At 39.1% G+C, this 24,848-nt stretch carries 18 protein-coding genes; 3 read left to right on the top strand and 15 right to left on the bottom strand.

Going from position 1 to position 24,848, the window contains the following annotated elements:
* Genes F824_RS0120215 through F824_RS0120205 form a run of 3 tightly spaced genes read left to right on the top strand, consistent with a single transcriptional unit; the run spans nt 1 to nt 3,016 of the window.
* Nucleotides 1–1,455 carry a SusD/RagB family nutrient-binding outer membrane lipoprotein gene (locus F824_RS0120215; protein WP_019599760.1) on the top strand — a complete coding sequence of 485 codons (1,455 nt, stop codon included), beginning with the start codon at nt 1–3 and terminating at the stop codon, nt 1,453–1,455.
* A 51-nt stretch (nt 1,456–1,506) separates the two neighbouring features.
* Nucleotides 1,507–2,757, top strand: a complete 1,251-nt coding sequence (locus F824_RS0120210) for an alkaline phosphatase family protein (protein WP_031327194.1) — start codon at nt 1,507–1,509, stop codon at nt 2,755–2,757.
* Nucleotides 2,750–3,016 carry a CBU_0592 family membrane protein gene (locus F824_RS0120205; protein WP_019599758.1) on the top strand — a complete coding sequence of 89 codons (267 nt, stop codon included), beginning with the start codon at nt 2,750–2,752 and terminating at the stop codon, nt 3,014–3,016. The genes F824_RS0120210 and F824_RS0120205 overlap by 8 nt, the downstream gene beginning before the upstream one ends.
* 524 nt (nt 3,017–3,540) lie before the next feature.
* On the opposite strand, the gene F824_RS0120195 is transcribed toward F824_RS0120205, so the two are convergent.
* From F824_RS0120195 to F824_RS0120100, 15 genes are all read right to left on the bottom strand, one after another.
* Nucleotides 3,541–3,789: a hypothetical protein gene (locus F824_RS0120195; RefSeq protein WP_019599756.1), complete on the bottom strand. Its 249-nt coding sequence runs from the start codon at nt 3,787–3,789 to the stop codon at nt 3,541–3,543.
* 926 nt (nt 3,790–4,715) lie between these two features.
* Nucleotides 4,716–6,065 carry a purple acid phosphatase family protein gene (locus F824_RS0120185; protein ID WP_019599754.1) on the bottom strand — a complete coding sequence of 450 codons (1,350 nt, stop codon included), beginning with the start codon at nt 6,063–6,065 and terminating at the stop codon, nt 4,716–4,718.
* Between the two features lie 11 nt (nt 6,066–6,076).
* Nucleotides 6,077–9,124, bottom strand: a complete 3,048-nt coding sequence (locus F824_RS0120180) for a TonB-dependent receptor (RefSeq protein WP_019599753.1) — start codon at nt 9,122–9,124, stop codon at nt 6,077–6,079.
* Between the two features lie 101 nt (nt 9,125–9,225).
* The gene (locus F824_RS0120175; protein WP_019599752.1) at nt 9,226–10,215 is read right to left on the bottom strand and encodes a FecR family protein; all 990 of its coding nucleotides are present in this window, start codon (nt 10,213–10,215) and stop codon (nt 9,226–9,228) included.
* Between the two features lie 77 nt (nt 10,216–10,292).
* Nucleotides 10,293–10,907, bottom strand: coding sequence for an RNA polymerase sigma-70 factor (locus F824_RS26320; protein ID WP_019599751.1), 615 nt, complete (start codon nt 10,905–10,907; stop codon nt 10,293–10,295).
* A 1,239-nt stretch (nt 10,908–12,146) separates the two neighbouring features.
* Complete coding sequence (locus F824_RS0120150) at nt 12,147–12,881, bottom strand: M48 family metallopeptidase (RefSeq protein WP_019599747.1); 735 nt, start codon at nt 12,879–12,881, stop codon at nt 12,147–12,149.
* Nucleotides 12,874–16,116, bottom strand: coding sequence for a type I restriction endonuclease subunit R (locus F824_RS0120145; RefSeq protein WP_019599746.1), 3,243 nt, complete (start codon nt 16,114–16,116; stop codon nt 12,874–12,876). Before F824_RS0120145 ends, F824_RS0120150 begins: the two co-directional genes overlap by 8 nt.
* A 581-nt stretch (nt 16,117–16,697) precedes the next feature.
* Nucleotides 16,698–17,195, bottom strand: coding sequence for a hypothetical protein (locus tag F824_RS0120140; protein WP_019599745.1), 498 nt, complete (start codon nt 17,193–17,195; stop codon nt 16,698–16,700).
* The gene (locus tag F824_RS0120135; protein WP_026333829.1) at nt 17,195–17,899 is read right to left on the bottom strand and encodes a DUF3800 domain-containing protein; all 705 of its coding nucleotides are present in this window, start codon (nt 17,897–17,899) and stop codon (nt 17,195–17,197) included. Before F824_RS0120135 ends, F824_RS0120140 begins: the two co-directional genes overlap by 1 nt.
* A gap of 11 nt (nt 17,900–17,910) precedes the next feature.
* On the bottom strand, nt 17,911–19,209 hold the full coding sequence (locus F824_RS0120130; RefSeq protein ID WP_019599743.1) for a restriction endonuclease subunit S: 1,299 nt from the start codon (nt 19,207–19,209) through the stop codon (nt 17,911–17,913).
* On the bottom strand, nt 19,206–20,210 hold the full coding sequence (locus F824_RS0120125) for a virulence RhuM family protein (RefSeq protein ID WP_019599742.1): 1,005 nt from the start codon (nt 20,208–20,210) through the stop codon (nt 19,206–19,208). The genes F824_RS0120130 and F824_RS0120125 overlap by 4 nt, the downstream gene beginning before the upstream one ends.
* Nucleotide 20,211: 1 nt before the next feature.
* Nucleotides 20,212–21,741, bottom strand: a complete 1,530-nt coding sequence (locus F824_RS0120120) for a type I restriction-modification system subunit M (RefSeq protein ID WP_019599741.1) — start codon at nt 21,739–21,741, stop codon at nt 20,212–20,214.
* Nucleotides 21,742–21,757: 16 nt separating this feature from the next.
* Complete coding sequence (locus F824_RS0120115) at nt 21,758–22,342, bottom strand: restriction endonuclease subunit S (protein WP_019599740.1); 585 nt, start codon at nt 22,340–22,342, stop codon at nt 21,758–21,760.
* Between the two features lie 132 nt (nt 22,343–22,474).
* Nucleotides 22,475–23,695, bottom strand: coding sequence for a PDDEXK-like family protein (locus F824_RS27000; RefSeq protein WP_019599739.1), 1,221 nt, complete (start codon nt 23,693–23,695; stop codon nt 22,475–22,477).
* Between the two features lie 551 nt (nt 23,696–24,246).
* Nucleotides 24,247–24,738 carry a hypothetical protein gene (locus tag F824_RS0120100; RefSeq protein WP_019599737.1) on the bottom strand — a complete coding sequence of 164 codons (492 nt, stop codon included), beginning with the start codon at nt 24,736–24,738 and terminating at the stop codon, nt 24,247–24,249.
* Nucleotides 24,739–24,848 lie beyond the last annotated feature (110 nt).

Raw genomic sequence — 24,848 nt, 5'->3', positions numbered from 1 at the left:
ATGAAACTAAACAATATAATTCCAATACTTCTTACAGGTTTCTTTCTGGTATCTTGCCAGTCTTTTGAAGATCTTCAGCTGGATCCCAACAGACCTGTACAAGCGGAGCCAAGCCTTATCTTGACCGCTGTGGAGGCAAATGCATTCTCCACGGTAAATGCCGGAGCAGCATTGGCATCTAGGCAGCTGATTTACACCAACTCGGCAACAGACAATCAGTACTACGGTTGGCAGAGATCTGGATTTGGTGATTATGACCAACTCCGACAAATTCTGAAGTTGAAAGACGAGGCGGATAGAACAGAAAACAATAGTTATCGGGCATTAGCCTTGTTCTTTCAATCCTATTATATCATTAAATTGACCAATACTTTTGGAGATATTCCCTTCAGCACTGCTGTCAAAGGAATTGAAGGTGACTTTTCACCCATTTATGACACGCAGGAAAGTATATTTGTTCGGGTGCTACAAGATCTACGAGAAGCCAATACATTGATTGGACCAGATAGCGGCGAAATTTTGGGTGATATCATATTTAATGGAGATCAGGACAAGTGGAAAAGATTGATTAATTCATTTACTCTCCGGGTTTTGATGAGCTTGTCAATCAAGGAAAATGACACAAACCTCAATATCAAATCCAAGTTTGGTGAAATCTTAAACAATCCTTCCATTTACCCAATCATGCGAAACAATGCAGATAATGGCGCACTCAGGTTTTTGGATTTGGAAGGGAACAGATACCCTTTCTTCAATTCAAATGAACTGAGAACGGCATATTATATGGAAATGTCTTTTGTTGATAGATTGAAACAGAATAGAGACCCAAGACTTTTTATATATGCAGACAAAACTTCAAATGGAAGGGCATTGGCGGATAATAATTTTGACGCATACCTCGGACTTGGAGGAGCAGAACCTTTGGCGGATAACACAAATCAGATTTTGCTCGGAAATGGTTCACCGATTGACAGCAGATATCACAGTGACCCCGAAAATCAACCTTCTCTTTTGATGGGGTATTCGGAACTTGCATTTACAATAGCCGAAGCTGCGGCCAGAGGTTGGGTCAATGTAGATCCGGAGGTTTATTATAAAGAAGGAATCAGGGCTTCCATGTTGTTCAATGAGCTCACAGATTCAGATGTTGACAATTATTTGAACCGCGAATCTGTTCAATTGCAAGCGGGTAACGCGATGAGACAGATTTTGGAAGAAAAGCATACCTCATTTTTTATGAATACCGGATGGGAGGCTTTTTACAACCAAAGAAGAACAGGGATTCCTGCATTCAGCTTATCAAATCAAATCATCAACCCAGAGGGGATTCCCAAAAGATGGATGTATCCTCAAAATGAAATACAGCTCAATTTGAAAAACATGAATGAGGCGCTGCAAAGGCAGTTCGGAGGAGAGGATGATGTGAATGCGGTGATGTGGCTTCTGAAACCTTAATAATTAAATAAAATGGGCGGTTGAAATATACCGCCCAAAATACTTAAAAAAATGAAAAGAATAATTTTACTGAGTTTAGGGGTTTTAATTGCTGCAGTTCCTTTGTTTGCACAAGATTCTCCAAAGAAGGTAGTGTTTATCATCTTGGATGGAATTGCATATGATGTCATCAAGCAGGTTGAGACACCAAATATAGATCGGATATCGGATGCCGGAGGCTTCTCAAGAGCTTATGTTGGAGGGGAGAAAGGTTCCTATTCCCAAACACCGACCATATCAGCAGTTGGATACAACAGCCTACTTACGGGTACTTGGGTCAATAAACACAACGTCCATGGGAACAACATCCGAAGACCAAATTATAATTATTGGACCATTTTCAGATATTTGAGGGAGGCTCGCCCTGAAGCCAAATTGGCGGTTTTTTCTTCCTGGTTGGACAACAGAACCAAACTGGTAGGCGAAGGATTGGAAGCCACTGGAGGCCTAAAGATCGATTATGCCTTTGATGGTTTTGAATTGGACAGTATTGCATTTCCACATGACTCCAAAAAACAATACATTTCTGACATTGATGAACATGTTTCTCAGGAAGCGGCCAGGTATATCCACGATAACGGTCCTGACCTCAGCTGGGTTTATCTAGAGTATCCCGATGACATGGGACATCAATATGGAGATAGTCCCCAACTGTTTGATGCCGTCAAAGAGGCAGATAGACAAACAGGCTTAATTTATGACGCTGTCTTGAGCAGGATCAGAATGGGAGAGGATTGGCTCATTATAGTCACCACAGACCATGGCCGTGAGCCGGAAACAGGCCTCCATCATGGAGGACAATCTGAAAGGGAAAGGGATATATGGATTTCTACCAACTCCCCACATCTCAATGCTTATTTCCATCTGCAGACAGTGGCTATAACTGACATTTTACCAACTTTGATCAGGCATTTGGAGATACCCGTTCCTGAAAAAAATCTTCAGGAAGTTGATGGAGTGCCTTTGATTGGTCTTCTTTCAGTTTACCATCCCGAGGTAAAAAGAAATATCCAGAATATTGTGTTTTCTTGGGAGTTTATGGGAGAGGACGATGATGAAATTGAAATTTGGGCTTCAGCTTCCAATAAATTCAGGACCACCGGAAAGGCTGATCGATATAAACTTCTAGCAACTGTAAAGGGAAATCAAAAAAGTTGGTCTGAAAGTCCTTTAAAATTTAAAGCGCCACAAATGAAAGTTGTTTTTAAAGGGAAGCACAATACCGTAAATAAATGGCTTGTAATGCCAAAAAATAATGAGTGATTTAAAATTCTGGATGGATGGGTTGGGTTGGCTGGGAGCAGTATGCTTTCTGGCATCTTACTACCTTTTAATAACCAAAAAGTGGAAATCAAGCAGTTTTAAGTATCATCTTGCCAATCTCCTTGGAGCCCTGTTTTTGGTGGTGAATACCCTGTATGACACCTCATTTCCCAGTGTGTTTATCAATCTATGTTGGGCGGCAATGGCTGTCCTTGGAATGGTAGTGGATAGAAAATCAGGTTTGGAAAAGAATAATTAACTGTGCCTATGAATCCGGTTGAACATGTTCACCAAGCCACTTCACCTGAATATTGTACTTCGGCTGGTCAATGGATTTTTTTATGGAAAATTCTTGAGCGGTTTTCGAACCACCACAATCACTGAATTGGAAACTGAGGCAAAATGGGTTTGTCATATTTCCCTTTCAAATGTGGCAAGTCCATCCAGTGTAAGATTTTCAGAAACGTGTTCATACATGTATTTGAACCATAAGTGCTTCAAAAGCTAGCTAATTTATAAATGATCTCCTTCACTATCCCATTGATTCCCAAAATTATTTTTCAATTCCTAAAAAAGGAATACTGCTCCAAATACCAATGCCATTTTCAGATTTGTGGTGTTTTACTGGAGAACAAAGCAGTCAAAATTATCCAACTTAAACTTGATGCATCCACATATGTGCCTACATTTATGTGTGGAAAACCGTTTATACAAATACCTACATATATAGCCATCCAGAACCACCAAAAAAGCCCCGAAGGGCCTTTTCTTTTTTTGAACATCCTATTTCCTGGCCATTTTCTTTTTTGGGGCAGGGACTTTTTTGCTGATGTAGGCTGTATGGGTCTTTCCGTAGGTGTCTGCTTCTTTGAGAGCGGCCACTTCGAAGACGAAGTATTCATTTCCTTCAAAATCCACCATTTGGCTTTTCAGGATCCCTTCCAGGGTTTCTCTTGCGATGGATACCCTGATGATATCAAGGCCGTTTACTTTGCTTCCTTTTCCGATGTAGGTTTTTTCAAATTGTGACATGACTGTATTGTTTAGAGGTTTAAAATTTGATTATGCCGGAGAACTGAGGGGTGAAATAGGCCACTTGAGACAAGGGCATAAAAGAAAAATCGTGGAAGGCTTCCTTTAGGAAAACCCTATTTTTTTGTCAGGGCAGGGTGCACCCTTGGCATGTGGACCGAACCCCCATCTTTGCATAGATCATAATTATAACCGGGAACGGAACAGGTATGACTCTGAAATAATTTCATCGGATTGGGGTGCATTTAGAGTATTAATATCGATAAGCCTGAGCGTTTGAACGGGATGGGATTTTAAAAGGGGAGGAGTGGAGCAGATGGATAGTCATTGAGTTGGTCGTTCAGGTTAACGGTTTTTGGAAAATCCCAAAGACCGATAAAAAAGTAGGGTTCCAAAAAATATGCAATAAAAAAAGGGGGGGGAGAAAGGTGTTTTTGTGTTATTAGAAAGGTCTACTTATCAATGTGAAATTTATCCCATGGTAGACGTTTAATTTTTGACAAATCATCAAAGTCCTGGCTTTGGGCCTTAAACCCGAATTCTAAAACAAAGGAAAAGTAATGTAAAGCTGCTGACTTGATACAAGTTTGATGGAAACATACACTAGAATTCCCAATGGGTTAGAAACTGCATGAAAATCAGGCTATTTGGAGAAAAAGGAAAAGTACCGATCTGCTGAAGTCAAAAACAAATAACAAAGACTGATTATGAAGTATTTTTATGCTAGAATGGAATATTTTATGCTCAATTTGGGTTTAAGTTATTATAATATTGTCTGCTGAGAAAATAATACCCAAGGTTAATTTTATTGAATGTTTAAGATTTAAGTGTCACATTATCATTACTTCTTTTGCTTGATTTATCCGTAAATAGAGCCATCGGAAATAATCCGATGGCTCTATATGTTGTATTGGAATTCAATTGTTTCAGTAATTTGTTTTATATATTTTGTTGTAAGAATTAATTTCCTCCTGGCTTAATTTTTCCAATCTACCGGCTGGCAACTCATTTTTTTCCGGGCCCATATGGTCATGTAATTCAAATTTGTTATCCCCTGGATTTTTTGAGAGATCAAAACCATCATATTTTTTTCCATCAGTCGTGAAGCTTTCGTAACTTAATCTATCTCCTTTAACTGAAATCAGTTGATACAGCTGAATATTTGCTCCTGATCTTTCCGTCCATCGGTCCAAGGTTGGTGTATACATCTTTGGTCCTGCTACGGAAACTATATACATGGGGCCTTTAGAAGTTCCGGGGTCTGGCATGGGCTTAAACCCCCTTCCATAGGTGTGATCGTGTCCCTGAAGGACCAAATCAACATCATGTTTTTCAAAGATGGGTTGAAAAAGATCTCTAAGGATGGGGTTGTCCCGGTTGTGGCTAACCGAATATACAGGATGGTGCATCAGGATTATCTTCCATTTATTTTCAGTGGTTTTTAATACCTGGTCCAGCCATTCTTTTTGAATCTGTCTGGAAATTGAATCCAGCATAATCAATTGCGTATCCAGGCTGATGATTCTCATGTTTCCATAATCCTGATAATATACGGAGGATTGGTATGGCGCCGGCCCGTTTTTTTGAAAGCTAAACTGCTTATCCCAATGGTTATCCAATTGAAGGTTTCTTTCCTCATCTCTTGTGTATTCATGATTGCCAGGAGTAGCCAAAACAGGAACTTGGCTGTTAATCCAACCACCTGCTTCATACCACTCACCCCATTCTTGGTCATTATGAGTCCTATTGATTAAGTCCCCAGAATAGAGTATAAAGGATGCATTTGGGAGGTGTGAATAACTTTTTCTGATCACTCTTGAAGCCAGAGATTTGATGTTATTCTGGATATCCCCAAGGTAAATAAAAGAGAATGTATCTAAGTTACTGGAGGCAGTTGTTACCTGGTTCCATTCGCTCCAGGAGTCATCGTTTCCGATACGGTAAACATATAGCGTTTCAGGATCCAAACCATCCACACTTACAGTAAAATAATTAGCCAAACTACCATCGGAATCAAGCACCTTTTTATCCGCTTTTTTGGTAATCAGGTACTTTTCCAAGTCAGGGCTGCTATTTTCCAAACTGACCTGAATGTAGGATTCCTCCATTTCAGAAGAAGTTCTATAGTTTATAGAGAAGGATGTTGCCGGATTTTCTCCAAGATGTAGGGTAATTCTATCGGGCGTTTGCTTTGGAGCATAGTCTTGAGCATTTACATACTGGATACTAAGGAATCCTGAGAAAGGAATTAGGATATAGAAAAGGTATTTCTTCATAATTTGATATGTTAGTAAGTTTTAAATCTTAATCCTAAATTTCCCCATCTTGAATAATAGGCGTCATTTTGAGGCCGTCCATCTCTGAATACATCAGAGATGGGTTGGTTGGTGATGTTATTGACACCAACAAAAAGACTTAACCTGCCGGTTAATTTCTGGGATGCTGAAAAATCCAACTGGTGACGTCCTTTTTCTAAAAGGTCATTGTTAGGGTCTTCACTGAGTTCCGAGTTGAAAGTGCCATAGAAGTACATGGATAGCCTTCCTGAAAATCCATATTTTTCATAAGATAGGGACATGTTACCCACGTGTGGCCTCATATCAGGAAGACTTGCAGTCCTAGGTGAGTTTTCTCCGGGAACCTCAAATTTGCTTAGAACATATGTGAAATTGGCATACACCCCTAAACCGTTCCATGCACCGGGAAGAAAGGTCAACTGCTGCTGCCAGGCAAACTCAAAACCTCTAACCAGTGCATCTGCACCATTGATGGTCTGCCGAACCAAATAACCATCATAAGTTCCACCTTCCTGCGTAAAAGAAGTGTTATAGAGGTAGTTTCGGAGGTTTTTCTGAAATACCCCACCTGAAAGTAGGCCAACAGACTTGAAATAATGTTCAAACAGTAAATCGTAATTGACAGAAGTCGCCTGAACCAAATCAGGGTTTCCCTTTGATATCCGCAATCTGTTGGTCTCTATTTCTTCCCATGGAACCAAATCATAATAGCTTGGCCTTGCCAAAGAACGGGTTATTGCTGCCCTAAAATTGGTATGAGGCGTCATGGCAACCTTTAAGTTTATTGATGGAAAAAATCCATTAAAGGATTTATCGGTATTTACCGGAACCGTATTGACATATTGGCCTCTGTCGTCAAAGTTCACTTGGTTTCCATTGTATTTAAAACCTGTAGTTTCATATCTTAACCCACCGATTATTTTCAGTTTTTTGTAGTTTAATTCAGACATGGCATAATAGGCAAGCAAATACTCATTTCCAGTGAAAGAATCCGGATCTGTGTTTTGCCTGGTGTATGTGTCGTTGACTGAAAACAATCCTTTGTTTTCCTGATAATATCTTTCCAAGGATTTTGCCTCAGGAAAATTAAACATCTGATAAGCCCCTTGGTAATGGTCGTCCTTTTGGTAAGAAGAAAGGTGGTCGGAAAGTAAGAATTGACCTGATTTCAGATCGTGCAGGAAATAATTCCTAAAACGGTCATTATATTTATATTTTCCCCTACTGCCAAATTTTAAGTTGCCAATGATTTCTCCGATTCTGATACCTTTTTGAAGGTTAATGGAGTATTGGCCATCTCTATCCGTTGAGGTGTCATGTCTGTTGATATATCGATTTGTGGTATAAAGTGAAGGATCGAAGGGGTTTTCCTGTTCGAAATTAAATTGGGGAGCCCTGGGGTCGTTCAAATCAAGTGTTCCTTGTAAACCATTTCTTACAAAAGCAGCACTGTAATATGTAGGTTGGTCATATTTCCCCAATGAATAAGTCAAATCGTAATCCAGTTTCCAGTCCTTAAAGAACTGCAACCCTCCTATAGAGGCCTGAAAAAGATCCCGGTGATAATCTCTCCAGTTTCCCGATTGCGTGATCCTCACATCTTTCAACTGGCTTTCGTTTTCGTAGGATCGGATGTTAATGATGCGTTCCAATCTATTCTGGATCTCATAATATTTGTTGTAAGAGGCTCTGAAATAAAAAGAGGAGCGTTCGGAAGCATAGTATTTCAGTTCCCCATTCAGCGCAAGATTATCTCTTTTGATTTCATATCCATCCAGGTCAAGATTGCTTAGCATCAACCTGTTTTCCCCATTGATGGAATAGTTAGAATAGCTTTTGTCAACACGGTCTTCTGCTCTCCAGTTTCTTGAATAGCTGGCGCCAACCAGGTAGCTCCACTTGCTTTTTCTATCTCCAAAAGTCAATCCCAAATCATAGGTTCCTTTTCCAAGAAGCCCATTGTAGCCCCCAGCAAGTTTAGCATCAATCATCTTTTCGTTCATTTTTGGCGATTTTGTGACGATGTTCACTGCCCCTCCGGTACCGTCCGCATCCCTGTCGGGAGTGAGGGTTTTTATGACTTCTATACTTTCTATGGAATTTGCCAATATCCCGTTGAGGTCGGTTGACCTACTGCCGGCACCGGTTGAGGGAAGCCTGTTGCCATTCATTGTCACACTGCTTAATCCCTGTCCCAAACCCCTGATGATTACATCTCTGGGAAGTCCATAGCTATAACCGACGGCAACTCCCGGAACTCTTTGCAATGACTCACCAACGGTAAGATCAGGGAAACGCTCAATCTGCTCCTGAGACATTACATATTTAATGTTCTCTGCATTTTGCATCTGGCTAAGTGCCTTTACCTCTCCCAACCTGATACCCGTTATGGTAACTCCTTCCAGTTCACTCAAACTGGATTCAAGTTGAATCCTTAATGGCGGATTGTTTCCTTCACTGACTAAATAGCGCAAGTTAACAGGTACATAACCCATACATGTCACCTGAATTGTGATTTCTCCGGCATCTAGGTCTCCAAAATAGAAACTACCATCTTCTTTTGAAAGAACACTCTTTTTTTGTTCCGGAAGATTTACCACCACAAAACCTAAAGGGATGTTTTCAGGCATCCCTAATAATAATCCGGAAATGCTCCCTTTTGCTGCTTTTTCTGACGGTGGCTTGGATTCGGTAATGATAAGTTGGTTTGAGACTATCCGAAAGGTGAGTCCATTGGGAAGAAGAACTTCATCCAAAATAGCTTTTACAGGTCGATGACTTGAGTTCAAGGATATTGTTTGCTGGAGTTTTGGCTTCAATGCATTATCGTAGGAAAAACCAATAGCCAATTTTTCTGTCAATTGCGAAATGACCCTTTCCAAGGGTTGGTTGTTGGACGCAAATGATATGGTTTTGTCTAATGGATTCACTGGATTGGTGGCTACCTGACCAAACGACTGACTTTGATGCATTCCAAAAATCAAAGTGGTGCAACAAAGAAAAATTATTCTTGTAACGGGTTTTGTAAATAAAATCATATTTTTGATTGTTTTTAAATGGTAACATTTAGAAAATGGGATTTGAATAATTCCATCCTCCGGGTGTGCTCCAACACACCCGGTTTTTTAATTGGTTGTTATTACATAGGCATTTTTGTTTTACAGGAATTTCCTTCAATGAAAATATTGCGATGTACAATGTTGTATTTCAATGCCATGGTACTGCTGATGACATCCATGACTTCGGAGATATTCATTTTACCAAGTTTGCCTGAAATACTGCAGGACTTTAATAAGGGATCTTTAAAAATGATTTTAACGGCATAAGTTCTTTCCAATAGTAAAGCAAGTTCCCCTAAGGACATGTTATCCATGAAAATCTCCCCACTTATCCAAGCAAGCGCTTTTTTTAGATCTGCCGGTTTTTTCCTTAGTATTCCTTTTTCGAAATCAAGTGAAACAGTTTCCTCTGCATAAAGAATTTGTTCTGATACTCCTTCATTATTGTTGTCATTCCGATTTTGAACCAATACCTTTCCCGACTTCACAGATACCGATCTGGCCTCATTGGCGAAGGATTTAACAAGAAATTCAGTTCCAAGAACCTGAGTCGTTAATTGATCGCTGACTACAATAAATGGACGTCCGCTGTCATGGGTTATTTCAAAATAAGCTTCTCCCTCCAAGACCACCTGACGGTTATTTCCATTGAAATTCTTGGAATAGGAAAGCTTACTCATCGAGTTGAGAATAACCGTACTTCCGTCGGGTAATATGATCGTGGATCGCTGACCAGCAACAGTATGGTATTCTTTCCCGTTACCAGAACCTGTTTCCAATTGATTCCCAACATTTATCCAACTGTATAAGCCTGCCACTATCATCAGCATGAATACAGCTGCAAATTCCAAAGGAATTCTTTTAAAGGATTTGTTTTTTGGTTTTTCCTTTTGTGATACTTTTAAAGAAGACCATATCCTGGTAGAGACCTCATCCTTTTTACCCATTGACTTTTCGTCCCACTCCTTTGTCCGAAATGATTCTTTTTCAAAAAATAGATCCAGTCTCTTCCGTTCTGAATCTGAAAGTAGGTTTTTAGAGTACCTGTAAAATGGATTTTTTTTGTCCATGCTTCTTTTGCTGTATTTACAGTTAAGAGCATTATCGGACGGCGATCACTCACATAAAAAAAGTAGAATCCTTTGATTTAACAATATGATAAAACTGGACCCGAAACCATAACCTGAGAGGTACTAAAAATGAACATGAAATACATGGATAGCATTTGTGGATACAATGTTTTGAGGGATTTCATCGCCCTGTAAATTTGGTTTTCGACTGTTTTGGTACTAATGCCAAGTTGCAGCGCGATTTCTTTGTTACCCAGATTTTCAAATCTGCTCAAGTAAAAAATTTCTTTACAACGGCCTGGTAGGCGATCGAGGTGGTTTAAAATCATCTGTTCCATTTCATGGGTATCCATACTGGCTTCGGCCTGTATAAGTAAATCTATAGCACTGATTGATTGAAGGTGTCTATCCGATATTTTTTGCTTTTGAAGAATCTTAAAAACAGCATGCTTGACACAGGTGAAAAGGTAATGGCTTGGTTTTTCGATTTTCAATCCGTTCCTTTTGTTCCATAATTCTAAAAAAATATCCTGAACAATATCCTCCGAAACATCCGAATCCTGCAAAATTGAAAAAGCTTTTAAGTATAGATGCTCCCAATGCCTTTGATAAAATGCATGGAATGCTAAATGATTAGATTCTTTGATCAATTCAATCAACACATTGTCTTGTAAATTTTTCATCCATTTCATCTATTTACCTTATACAATCCTAAGGCTTTTAAAAAACAGTAAAAAATTAAATCGATTATTAAAATATTAAGTAATTCAATGTAGTATTTATATTTCAGAAAACTCCCAAAGTCCCTCATGAGCGCCTTGCCAAAGGAATTGAACTGGCGGAATTGGTAGAAATTGCCATCCAACATTGAGGAAAGCTTGAGTTAAAAAAGTGTTTGAAAAAGCTTGAAGAGCAGGGAATCGTCATCAAAAACAGGCTGGAATAACTCCTCCTACAATGGACAAAGTATTATAGCTGTGAAATCACAAAAATTGGTTTTGTCCTCGAAATGAATCTTTTATCCGTGAAATTGAAATATCCGGATTCTGGAAACATTACATGGTTCAGGATAGGGGTATCCAAGGATCTTTCCTCATTGTTGAAAATTTAATGAAACGTATTAACGGATTCCTTTACCTATGATCTTGCTATTCCCAAACGCTTGTTTTCCTTGATCTAAGTAAGGGCGATTTTTAAAATTCACTTTACTATTGCATCTCTGTTAATGTACTACAAACAGAATCAATGAAGAAATCTGCTATCGGATGTGTTTGAGGGCAGGCAAAAGCAAGTGTAGCCCACTATGGAATGCAGCAGGGCGGAATGGAATAGTGGGTTACTCTTGCAGTGCGGTGCCGGAAGGTGGTGAATGAGTGAGGCACAAGCGAACGGAATGAACCTTCTGGAGGCACATGGGAGGGTGAGGGGAGATACAAACCGAATAGAGAATTTTGGTTTTTGGATTTTTAGGTGGTTACCCAATTTGTTACAATGACAAATTCAGGTTTTCGTTTCCAGAAAAGCTTTTGATTCACCCACCTTATGTTTCACTGGCTGATTTCCGACAAAATCGTTTCCAAACCCCAATTCCTTTCCGTTTTCAGTATTGAATTTACTCCTCAATTCTTACTCTACGGTCACTGTATTAAATGTCTATTCAAATTTCTCCATTATCCTTTACTCATTGTTTCATATTTGAAAAAAGAGCTAACCTATATGTCCTTTCAAATGTAGCAAGTCCATCCGCAGAATTTTAAATATCAGGGACTAAACGTTAAATACCTAACAGTGTACCCCATAAAAAGTCATGAATTGCCCATCAGATTTAGGGGGGTACTGCGGAAGTGGATTAGAAATCAAGAAGTAATTGACCTGCATTCATATTGTTTTTAGCAAATAAATAAATTTTTCACGAATGATTGTTTTTTGCCTTACACTAGTTCCCTCTCCAACCTCTCCTTCCACTTCTTCCAATCTGGCATGATGATGTCCTGAAGCTCGTAAAAAGTTTTTGTGTGGTTGTGGTGGATGAGGTGGCAGAGTTCATGAATAATGACATATTCGATACTTCCTTTGGGGGCTTTTATTAATTCAGGGTTAAGGATTATTTTTCCTTTGGGTGTACAGCTTCCCCACCTGGTTGCCATTTTGTGAAGGGAAAGTTTGCAGTTGGAAATGGCCAACTGATGTTTTTGAGAAAATTTTTCCTGACAGATCGGTAATAGCTTTTCAAACCACTCCTGTGCTTTGATGCGGTACCATTTTTCCAATATTACTTCCAGATGGTCTTTAGTCTGATTTGATGTATAAATTACCATGCGACCTCTTTTCAGCTTTACAACATCTTCCTTTTCCTCTTCCTCTGTAGTTATAGTCAATCTGTATTGTCTTCCTAAGTACAAATGCGTTTCGCCATTCACATATCTGCGGGGAGGGGTAAGGGGATGGTAGGATAGAAACTCGTTCTGCTGCTTAAGGATCCATGGGGCTTTGCTTTTCAACTTAATTGCCAATGTTGATTCTGAGGTTTGTGAAGGAGCTATTACCTGAACCTTACAATCCGGATAAACCCTGATCCCAAGAGACTTTCTGTCCTTATAAATCAGTTCATAGGTAATTTCCCTCGAACCAAATGTAAATATCCTTTCCTCTTTAACTTTAGACATATTTCACTTTCGCTATCTTCAATCCCTCTTCCACCAACTGGTCTATTTTATCAAAGGGTAAATCGATTCCCTCCTTTGCTTTTATATCAAATAGATAATCATCTATATCAATTCTGATCTGGCCTTCAATATCAGTTTTGTTCGCCCAATCAATGATTGGTGTACCATTTTCAAACACACCTAAACGGATACGTTTATCGATTCCTTCTGCTATGGTGGCTGATAAACTCTCATCTAAAATGTGCTTACCCATTATTTCCTGTACCAGATTATATATGGCAATCGCTGTGTCATTACCTTTTAGATTATCCGGAACGTTATCTTTCTGCCCATTGTGAAACTGGCCTTCGTAATCCTTTGCTCTGTTTAGGAACTCTACTTCGGAAATCCTCTTTTGGTGATAATCTTCTATGGTATCCCTGATCAGTCGGGAAAGCTTCTTGAAGAAGACGGGATCCTCATTCATCTTTATATTGATAGCCTTGATCGTCCTGCTGGCAATATGGTCAGCCTTGGCAGCTTTGCTGGTCAGTTTTTCAACTTCCTTTTCCCTAAGTTCCTTGTCAAAAATATTTACCTGATCAGTAATTCTAAGCACATCCCCTTCTGTTGTGATGTGCTTGTCAATTAGCTTTTGTACTTGGGATTCATATTCTTTGTATTCCAGATCATCAAAATACCTACGCTTTACCGATATTCTCAATCCCAGGAAAAACTTGATGTCATCTTTATACTTCTTAATATGTTTTTCTGTATAATTATTAATGAACTCGATACTTGAAAGTGCAAGCTTTAATAATCGGGCAAAAACGGAAACCTTCTCATAAAACTGATGTCTGATAGCCTCATCCCGAAGTAGCTCTTCGTAAGCCGCTTCATCATATTTGTTCTTAACGGTTTTGAAAATATCCCACACTTCTGAATGGGCCTGTGGCAATTTCTTAATTTCTTCAGCAATATTGGTCATCGTGCCTTCCAAGTCCGTTTTGTCAAAATTCAGATCTCCCGAATAGGTTTTGAGTGCCAGATCAAGGTTTTCCAAATTTCCGTAGTAATCAATTATAAGGCCGTGCTCTTTTCCGGGAGCCAATCTATTGACCCTAGCAATGGCTTGTAATAATGTATGTTCTTTTAGAGGTCGTGTCAGGTACAGGACGTAGTTGTTTGGTGCATCAAAACCTGTCAGCAATTTATCCACTACGATGATGATCTCCGGATCATTTTGCTTCTTAAATCCATTGATCAGAGACTTTTCATAGGTTTCTGTTTTACCATATTTGTCGATCATACTTTTCCAGAACTTCAAGACAAGATCATCACTCTCCTCAAAAGCATCATCATGGTTTTCCCTTACATCAGGTGCAGAGATCAGTACTTCACAGGAAACCTTATTGATTTCCTTCAAATATTGTCGGTAACGTATAGCTGTAGTTTTATTAGGGGCCACCAGCTGCCCTTTTGCTTTCAGGGTGCCAAAAGTAATTCCTTGAACATGTTGCTCATAGTGATCAGAAATATCCCAGGCCCTGGCATAGATTACCTGATCTGCTTTATTAAGCTGATTGGTGGAACTGAATTTTCGTTTTAAAGAAGCCTTGCCGTAGGGAGTGAGCGGTTCCGATACCTTTTCAAAATAATTGTCCAAGGGTTTTTCATTAACCTCAATAAGGTTATGTCTCCCTTCATATAAAAGAGGTACTACGGCACCATCTGCAACAGCATCAGTAATGGAATAGACATCTATGAGTCCACCAAATTTATTGGCGGTACTCTTTTCTTTTTTCATCAATGGCGTACCTGTGAAGGCGAGGAAGCAGGCATTTGGAAAGACCTTTTGCATCTTGATGTTAAAAGTGCCGTATTGGCTTCTATGGCCTTCATCTACCAGGACAAAAATTTCAGAAGATGTAAAAGGTTTTTTACTCTGTTTGACTGCCGCCTCAAATTTGTGTATCAAGGTAGTGATGACAGTATCAGCGCTGCTTGATAAAAGATCGACGAGGTCAGTTCCGGTAGAAGCGTTTTCTACTGGCAATTGACACTTTTGAAAGGTTTGGGTAATCTGGTCATCCAGATCCACCCTATCCGTTACCAGCACAATCTTAGGGTTTTTGATAAGGGGATGGGTCGCTATGAGTTGTGCCAGCATGACCATGGTCAGGGATTTACCGCTTCCTTGGGTGTGCCAGATGACTCCGCCTTCTCTTTTTCCCTGAGGACCTTTTTGGGCTATTTTATTAAGGGTATTTCTTACAGCAAAATACTGCTGGTATCGGGTGACTTTCTTTATCCCATCGTCAAAGAGGGTAAAATTGTACATGATGTCCAATAGCCGATCTTGATTGCAAAGGTTGAATAGGAGCTTATCCTGTTCTGTAATGAATTGCTCTTCTTTTTCAAGATTTTCAAATAAAGTCCATACATTTTTAAAACGCTCCTTAAATAGTACGGTCCGCTCATCGTTTGGCAAAGGTTTATTCTTGGTGGATTTTAATTCTTCCAACCAGGCTGTCTCTTTAGTTTGATTAGAAAACAATTCCTTCCATACACTCCAAAACTCTTTTGGAGTGGCGGTAGTGGCATAGCTTGCTGTATTACAGGCAAGGCCCATTACCATATTGGAATACTGATATAGTGCCCTGATGCCATCTTCCTGCTGATTACGCAGGTGCTGTTCGATGGATTTATCCAATGGCTGCTTTATTTTGGGGCTTTTGCATTCGATTACCACCACAGGTATCCCATTGATGAAAAGCACGATGTCGGGACGGTAATGACTACTTGGAGAGGATTCGCTTTTTCCGCTGCGAAGGACGCTGTACTCCTCGGTTACATGATAAACATTATTATCAGAATTTTTCCAGTCTATATAATGAAACGAAAAACTTTTCTTGTCCCCCAAAACCGATTGTTCAAAGCTTTTGCCCAAAGTGATGAGTTCATAAAAAGTCTTATTGGCTACCAAAAAACCATCCTGTATCGGCAGATCTCGTAAAGCCAATATGGAATTATTGATATTGTTTTCAGAAAAAGAAAATTCTTTTTGCTTGTATTCGATCTTGTTAATTTCCTGGAGCTGATTTTTTAGGATGGTTTCCATCAAAACATTGGAAGTCCTTCCTCCCCGAGCTTCCAATGCCTGTTCTGGACTGAGGTATTTCCAGCCCATGTTCATCAGTAGTTTTAGCGCTGAAAGTTGGCTAATGTGATCTTCTTTAAATGATGGTGCTTCCATTGATTTATCTTTAATCTAATATTATTTCACAATATCCAGTTCTATCTCCCTCTTTTCGGGTTATAATCCCTTTCCCTTTTAACTTTTAATATTTTTTCCTTTGCCTTTTCCTGTAGAGGAACAAACCGATTGTTTTAGGTCATATCCAAAATTTTCGTTGCATTCTTGCCAATTTTTGAGGGTACTATTTTTTCACCTCCTAATTATCAGAAAATCTATCTCTGAACTTTTCCATCCCACTTGCATCAGCAGCTTGAGGTTTGGATTTGGCTAATGCGATCTTCTGTAAATGAAGGTATATCCATTGTGGCTTTTTTTATTCCCTAGTTTATTCCTTTATTTTCCAAGCCTCTGTTTTTTTGGAACCTTCTCAAACCGATGTGTTTTAAGACCTTTTGCATGTTAAATGAATTAAAATGTATTAATTAGTCTTTAAATCGTTGCCAATTGTTTTTTGTATTTGGTAATAATATTATTACTTTTGTAAAGTCATTGCCCAAAGGGTAAAGGACGTGGCTAGTGACATGTTCACTACATCGCAATGCCTTAAGTTGCGTTCCTCGCTTTCGAAGCGAGGTTTTTTATTTTTTATTCGATTCCTCATACCATTTTCTGAATTTATTCTTTTCATACTTATCAACTGAAAATGATGTAATAAGCATTAAGTTAGAATTTATCTCCCGTAAAATAACTATAAACGATTTTTCCTCATACCAATAAAAATGTTGGTTTTCTCTTTTGTCATTTATTTTTTCAAAACATTTAATTCTGGAATCGGTAACATTTGACAGAATTGGTCTAATCCAATGGAGCTTGTTGGATCTTTCTCTGTCAAAATTTCTCCTCCCTGCAATTTTACTCTCACGTGTAATGATATGCTCAAAGCACTGAAACTTACCTTTACATAGCGGGTGATTGGACCTATTTCTGTTGAAAGTAAGCTGTTTGCCTTTAATTATTAGAGGCTTTTGGTCAAAGTCTCGGAGAAATATGCCATATATTTTATAAAGCTGATCTGGGGTTGGCCCGTCAATATCAAGATCATCAAATAGGTCTTCTAACTCATCCAACTCCAACATTATTTTGCTTTTGGTTGATGATCGAAAATATTGAATTTTTCCTCCCAGGGCTCGGTACCTTCGTCCAATTGATAGCCTGATCTTCCCTCCAGGTAGTTTAGGATCTGGTTTTTGACTTCGGAGGCACCAGGTTTTAGGTGTTCTTTTCTGGACTTATAGGTAATGGCACCGATAAACATATCCGTCAACTGAAGGAATTCATTTTCTTCGGACCGGATATGCTGAAAATGGGTGAAAGGAGAATTCCCTTTATATTTAGAGTTGAATACCTTCTTAATCTGCGCTAATCTTTCTTGACCCCTGGTATCCTTAATATCCATATAACTCCGATAAAATATGTCTGGCGGATTGGTTGCTGATTTAAGTAAAAAGTAAACGAGTTTATAATAAAAGCTGTCATGATCCCCTTTGTTGAAGGCCTCGTGATCTAACCTCTCCTTGTATTTCACAAGGATACATCTGAACTGGATAGGCTGCTTGAAGAAGAAATCAATGAGTTCAAAGTATAAAGGAATCCTAGACTTTGAAACCTTGTTCCATTTAATCTCAGTAGGAGAATGGTGTTTTAATTTAATGGCCTTGATTCCTTCTTTTAAAACTTCATAAGACGCGGTATTAATTTTGGTATATCCCAGGCACATTACTGGCATTCCGTCATGTTCCAAATGGCAGCTTTCGTCAATATAAATATTCCTACACCTCATATAGCTAAAATTTAATTGTCTCCTTGCAAGTCTGTTTTTACTCTCATTTTTCCCGTCAACAACTGCTGCATCAACCCTTTTTTCTGGTCTTTTAAAGTGGCCAATTTGATTTCAAAAGATTTTTGCTCCTGATAAGCACTTCCAAGTACTTTGGTGATTTTTTCTTGCTCTTCAAGATTTGGGAGATTTAATTTTAAGTTTAGGAAGTCTTGGATTCCAATATTCAAAAGACCATGGGCTCTCCCCCCTTCTTGAGCTATTCGCATCAAGCCAGGAATCATTAATCCTGCTTCGAAACAATAAGTCATATAATCTGAATTGACATTTGTTCGCAATTTGAAACAAATATACAGAGTGGTCACGACGGCTTTATCAAATTTATCAAGACGCTTAAATGCTCCCATCGGATATCCTTTTGAATAGCTTTTATTGTAAGCAAATTCACCTTTATGGATTAGATAGTAGTTTGAGAGTGTTTCACTAGCTACCCGTTTTTTGAAAAAATCCTCTTGAAGTACAAGCCCCCTTTGTGCGGAAATTGTAACGACGGTATCATCTAATTCTTCATTTTTCCTAGTGACCCGTTGAGCTATGGAGTCTAGAGTGCTTTCATTCCACTCCCCCTCAAACCCCTTCAGCCTTTTCTTCCCAGTCAGCAACTGCTGGGCAAGACCCTTGTTCCTGACCTTCAATTGGTCGATTATCCCTTGGGTATGCTCGATTGCCCTGTCCCAGGTGCTGAGGATTTCCGCTATCTTTTGCTGCTGGGGAAGGGGGGGAAGAGGGATTTTCAAATCTTTTAGACCACTGGCATAAATATGTACAACCGAATGCCCTTGACCTAATCGATATTTTTGTCTATTTACAATTTGATGGTTTAAAAAGTACCCTAAAAAGTGTGGATTATTCTTTACTTGTCTTAATATTATTATGTCTCCTCCTGCATATGCTTCATGATCATTAACAAATGCTACACTTTTACCAATCTCTTTTAAAGTTTCACCTGATCCTGCAAATAGAATATCTCCATAATGTAAACCCCTGCTGTTTTTTGAAGATTGCGTGTTTATATAGGAATTAAATTTTTGTATTATATCATGGTGCTTTGTGTAAAGTTCACCGTAAGTTAAACACGGCAGACCATTGTCGATAATCTCACTTTTTGGAACTCCTTTTCCCTTTAAAAAGCTTCCAATTTGATCCAATTTGACAACCTCCCATTCCTTCGGGATAATTCCAACAGAAGATTTCTTATATCCAGCCGGAACCTTTTCTTTTTCTTCCATCAATCCACTCTGACTTATACTCATGGTTTCTTCTTTTTAAGCTTTTTCGCTTCCTTGTCAAAATCGCTTTCGTAATGCTTATCCTGTGTAACGCGGTACTCGTCAAATTCCTTGTTGGCCAGTTTTAATGCCACCTTGTGGGACATCTTGCCTGCATCTGTGAGCAGGTTGTATTCGTTGAACTGTAAAAATGCGTCCAACTTACCAATCCAATCGGTCATTTTCATTGGGACCTGCCGAGCTGCCTGATTTTCCGCATAATCCAGATACATGGTCACCACCCTGTTCAGTTCTGAAATTTCTTTTTCAGAAAGGTAGTTTTTGGCTATGGCTATATCCGATTTTATGATCTTTCCCTCAGGGGAGTTTTTCCAGTTGGTTAAACCCATCTTCGGTTTGGAAGCATCTGACCGCTGCGCGATCAGTTCAGCTGCTGTATGGCCCGTGATGGCCCAGTGAAGCTTATTCTGCACAGTCTGATAAAATTCTCTAGTGACCTCTGATTTAGGATTATAATCGATGCTGCACTGTGCATAGATGTCGGTAATTTTTTGATAAAAACGCCTTTCACTTGCCCGGATCTCCCTGATCCTTTCAAGAAGCTCATCAAAGTAATCTTTACCGAAACGGCTTCCCTGTTTTAGCCTTTCATCGTCCATCACAAAACCCTTGATGATATATTCTTTTAAGGTCTTGGTCGCCCAGATTCTAAATTGTGTAGCCTGAAAACTATTGACCCGATAACCCACCGAGATGACAGCATCCAAATTGTAGAAGTCTACTTCCCTGGAAACTTCTCTGTTTCCTTCGTTTTGAACTATCCGGAATTTCCGGATAGTTGGATCAGGATTCAGCTCACCACTATCAAATATATTTTTTAGGTGCTCATTGATTGTGCGTACATCCTTACCAAATAATTCTGCCATCCGCTTTTGTGACAGCCAAAAACTCTCCTCCTCAAAATAGACCTCGACCTTGACATGGCCATCCGGATCTGAGTAAAATATAATGTCTGAAGTGTTCATCCTAAAACCCCAAATCTTTTAAATAATTTTCCATTTGCTTTTCTACATCTGACAGCTCTCCCTTGAGCCTATTGATTTCAGTCTGCGTAGCGGTAATGTCAACTGGCTCCTCTTCCTCAAAAGTATCCACATAGCGGGGAACGTTCAGGTTGTATTCATTTTCCTCCAGTTCCTGAATGGTGGCCCGATAGGCGTATTTTTCTTCCAGTACCTTGCCTTCTGTGGCTGTAAGTGGAGCGTCGTTTCTGAAACTCTGGTAGGTGTTGACGATTTTTTTAATATGGGTATCGCTAAGACGGTTCTGGTTTTTTCCTGAATCGTAGCCTTTATTAGCATCGATAAAAAGTATATCTCTATTTTCCCCTTTGGCCCGGTTGAATATCATGATACAAGCCGGAATTCCCGTGCCGAAGAAAAGGTTTGCCGGCAGGCCAATCACAGCTTCTAATAGGTTTTCTTCAATCAATTGCTTTCTGATTTTGCCTTCGCTGCTGCCACGAAACAAAGCACCGTGCGGCAGTATCACCCCTACTTTACCTATATCCTCATAAGTGGATTCGATCATATGGGTAACGAAGGCATAATCTCCCTTGCTCTTTGGCGGAATACCCCTGTGGAAACGGTTGAACTGGTCAGCAGCGGCATTGTCTGCTCCCCACTTGTCCAGGGAAAAGGGAGGATTGGCCACCACGATATGGGCTTTCAGTAAACTGTCTCCCTCCAATAACTTAGGGTTGTTTAAGGTATCCCCCCATTCTATATTGGCGTTATCCATTTCATGCAGGAACATATTCATTCTTGCCAGTGCCCAAGTACTGCCGTTGATTTCCTGTCCGTAAAGTGAAAAGTTATTGCTCCCCACTTCCCTTGCTGTTTTGATCAATAAAGAGCCTGATCCGCAAGTGGGGTCGATGATCCGATTTCCAGGTTGTGGATCTATTAACTTGGCTAAAAGCGTGGATACTCCGGAAGGTGTATAAAATTCTCCTGCTTTCTTGCCTGCATCACTGGCAAAACGTTCAATAAGATACTCATAAGCATCTCCAATTATATCATTGCCCGCCAGATGGGAAGGCTGAAGATCCAGTGCGGAAAAATCTACCAGTAAATTCTTCAGTCTTCTATTACGGTCTTTGGTCTGGCCAAGATTGGCTTCTGAATTGAAATCAATATTACGAAACACCCTTTCCAGTTTGCTTCTGTTAGCGTCCTCCAGGTCTTCCAAAGCTGTGTTGATCAGTTCACCAAGGTTTGCCTCGTTCCTGTTTTCAAACAAATGCTCGAAGGTACAGGAAGCCGGTACCTGAAACCGCTCATTACGTAAAGCACGGTCAACTCGGATTTCATCCTGATTGTACTTTTCCATATACACGTTCTGCTTGTCTTTCCATACATCTGAAACATATTTGACGAAAAGCATGGTTAGGATATAGTCCTTATATTGGGAGGGGTCTATGACGCCACGGAAAGTATCACAGGCTTTCCAAACAATATTGTTGATTTCGCTCTGGGTGATTGGTTTAGTAGACATGATGCTGTATGTATATTTATTTAATTTCTTCGTTGATTAATTTATTAATTACTGCACTGTTGCGCTTTTCTTTTTCGGCTATAATTATTTTGCATAGCTGCAGTTCTTTGTTCTGTAACCTTTTGATGCCTACAATTTTTTCCTGTAGCGCCAAAGGAGGGAGGATAAAAGTAAATGCCTCTAGTTCGGACTTCCTGATGGAGGGAATAGAACTTCCTGCTCCCAATGCTTGGAAATAGGTTTGAGTTTGTATGGTATTGAATATAATGGTAAGATATTCAGGAAGCACTTTTTTTTGATTGGGCCTGATAACAAAAAAAATGGAAGACGCTATCGCAGGGCCAAACTCGTTTTTATAAACCCAAGCTGAATTTTTATTTCCTTTTCCAATCAATAAAATGTCTCCTTCATTTAAAAGATGCAATCGATTTTTCGGGTCCGGATCTAAAAAATTATCTAAATCCTGCTTAGAGTTTCCTACTTCATCAAAATTTTTTGCCTGTAAATAGGCGATTTCCCCTTTTTCCTTTGGTTTGGTGTAATAGCCAAAGCGTAAATCTGATATTTCCTCAAGTCTTACCGTCATTATATTTTGATTCATAGCCTCCGCAAGATAAGACTAATAAATTAATAACACAATTTTTTCTTTGTAGAGTTTTTCAAAAATTATAAATGGAAGAATTATATTATTCTTTAATTCAAGGCATGTAGTCAACAAATGTAATTCATCACCTTATTTCCCATTGGTCATCCCTTTCGAATTCAAGTGCTGATTGATAATTTGACAGGAAAGCTTTTCTCTTTCTAATACCTGAATCATGTAGTCGCTTATTTCTTCTGCAAGTTGATCAAGTTCAATTGATCCATTCAAGTGGGTTGCTAGTTTAGTATATCTTCCTGAAGAATATGTCATCCAGCTGTTTGTTCTCTTGCTCATTTTGAACTTCTTAGCAAGGTCTCTTTTAATTTGATTTTTATCATGTTTGTCTGATGAAAAGAGAATCCCATGTCCAATTCCGTCAACAAATCGACTTGTTCCCTCAAAGGAAACACTAAGTCCTTCAATCCAATCTTGCCTGAAAGAGAACTGATGCCACTCATTTTCAAGAATTTCCAGGCTCATGTTCATGATCCAACCTGCAGGGAGTTTCTGCTTGACTTTTTCCTTGATGAGGCCGTAAAGTTCTATGAGCTTCCTGTTTTGCAGTTTTCCGATATGACTGGCAACAAGGTGGGCTTCATCATAATATTCATTGAGCAGTAAAATAAGGTCTTTTTCCATTTGTTGGGTAGTCAAAAGTTTGGAGAGAGATTTTAAATTGATTAAGTATTGTTTAATGGTTTCCCGAAGGATAGGTGAGTCATTTGCGATTGCCTGACAATCCATAATCCATTTACCAATAAGATTTTCATAGGATATGCAATGGTAATCTTCATTGATTCTTAATTCACTTGATTTGGGCAATCTTCCATCAAGGGTTAGGTAAAGTAGTAGAGTTCTGGAGTTTAAAAAGGTCGTCATAAATTTCTTGTACCTTTCAAGCTGAAGGTAACCATCTCCGGCGTAGATCTTATTTTCAATACCAATGACAAATTTGTCTGTTTGGATGAGAATATCTAACCGACCTCCATCTGCAGAATCGAAATTGATAGGGCTAATGTATTTTTCAGTCTTTACTCCGTCGCCAACAACTAAAAAGGTGCTAGGCAGATCTTGCCCAATTTCTTCATTCAACTGTTTTATAAAAGCTTTTAGAAAAAGATCCCCATGTCCATGAGACCCATTTGGGTCAAGAAGTTCTGCTATAAATTTTGAATGGAAGTTTTCAGACCATCCAAGATTCAAAAGTTTAAAAATATTAAAATTCTCTCCTTTAAGTTTGCACAGTTCCTCTGATTTTTTTTTTATTTCTCGAATTCCCGATAATAATGATTTGATTTTGTAAATGTTCATATAAATATAGAGTGATAATTAGGGTAAAAATTTTGGAGGTTTATAACAAGCCATTATGGATTCAACTTTTTATTCTGTTTTTTGGGAAGTGATGGAGTTGATGAAGAAAGTTTGAAATAGCATTATTTATTTTTCGTTCTTTTCCATTGTTGTCTCAATGAAGTAAGTTAATCTAAAAAAGGAAAGGAATAGAAATAATGACAAAAGTTGTCTGACAATGTTTTAAAAAGGATCCTATGTTTACCTAATTGTTTAAAGATACTTTTTTCTATTCCTCATTCAAAATAAAAGTAGTTGAAATGCTTAATTCCTGGCCCTCATTTGTGAAGACGCGAAAGCTCGTTGGTGGATTTTAAAATGAATTAAATTCCCCAAATTTTCATGCATTTCCTTGATCTTTGAGGTTATTAACCAAGTAAATAGGTCGATATCTATTCCTGTGAAATCTCCATCAGGCATAGTTGAAATACTACGACTTCGGTATTAACCCAATATATTTGAAATTAATTTTTGCTATGATTAGGGTGTTTAGATATAAATACCCCCACCACTCAAAACCTCACCACTTCACTTATCGGCACCGAAACCTCCCCAATCGGTCTTGCCTGAAAATTGTAGCGTTTCACCTCGGTATTGTTTCCAAATAACCTAATGGATGCTTTTAATACCTGGAAATTTGTGTCGGGAATTCCTCCTTTATATGTGGCATTGAAAATAAAACCGACGGTATGGGCGGGCTGGTCGGATGTGACGATCAGGTTTCCGATGCTCCCATCGCTGGTGAGGTTGTAACCATTTGCTTGCGGGATGATCTGGGTCCATTGCAAGTTGGCGGGTTGCGTGATGATGGGGGTGACAAATCCGTTGATGCCCCTGTTCAGGGTATGAATACCAAAAGTGATGAGGTACTTGTCTGCGCTGCCTTCAAAATCTATTTCAATCCGAACGTCTTTTTCAACAAGGGTAGGCTCATCAGCGTCTTCGCCACATGAAAACAGGAGGAGCGTAAATGCAAGCACGAATAAAGGAGTTAGGTTTTTCATGGTTAAAAAAGGTTTTAGGTTAAAAATATGATGACAAAGGGGGTGTAGTTTAAATTTCCATCTTGCAAAAACTGGTTAAGATTCAGGTAGTCAAAACCCTAGCTTGTTAA

The organism is Rhodonellum psychrophilum GCM71 = DSM 17998, from assembly GCF_000381545.1.
Taxonomy (GTDB): domain Bacteria; phylum Bacteroidota; class Bacteroidia; order Cytophagales; family Cyclobacteriaceae; genus Rhodonellum; species Rhodonellum psychrophilum.
The sequence above is the reverse complement of the archived record's forward strand: the minus strand, read 5'-3'. Positions and strand labels throughout refer to the sequence as shown.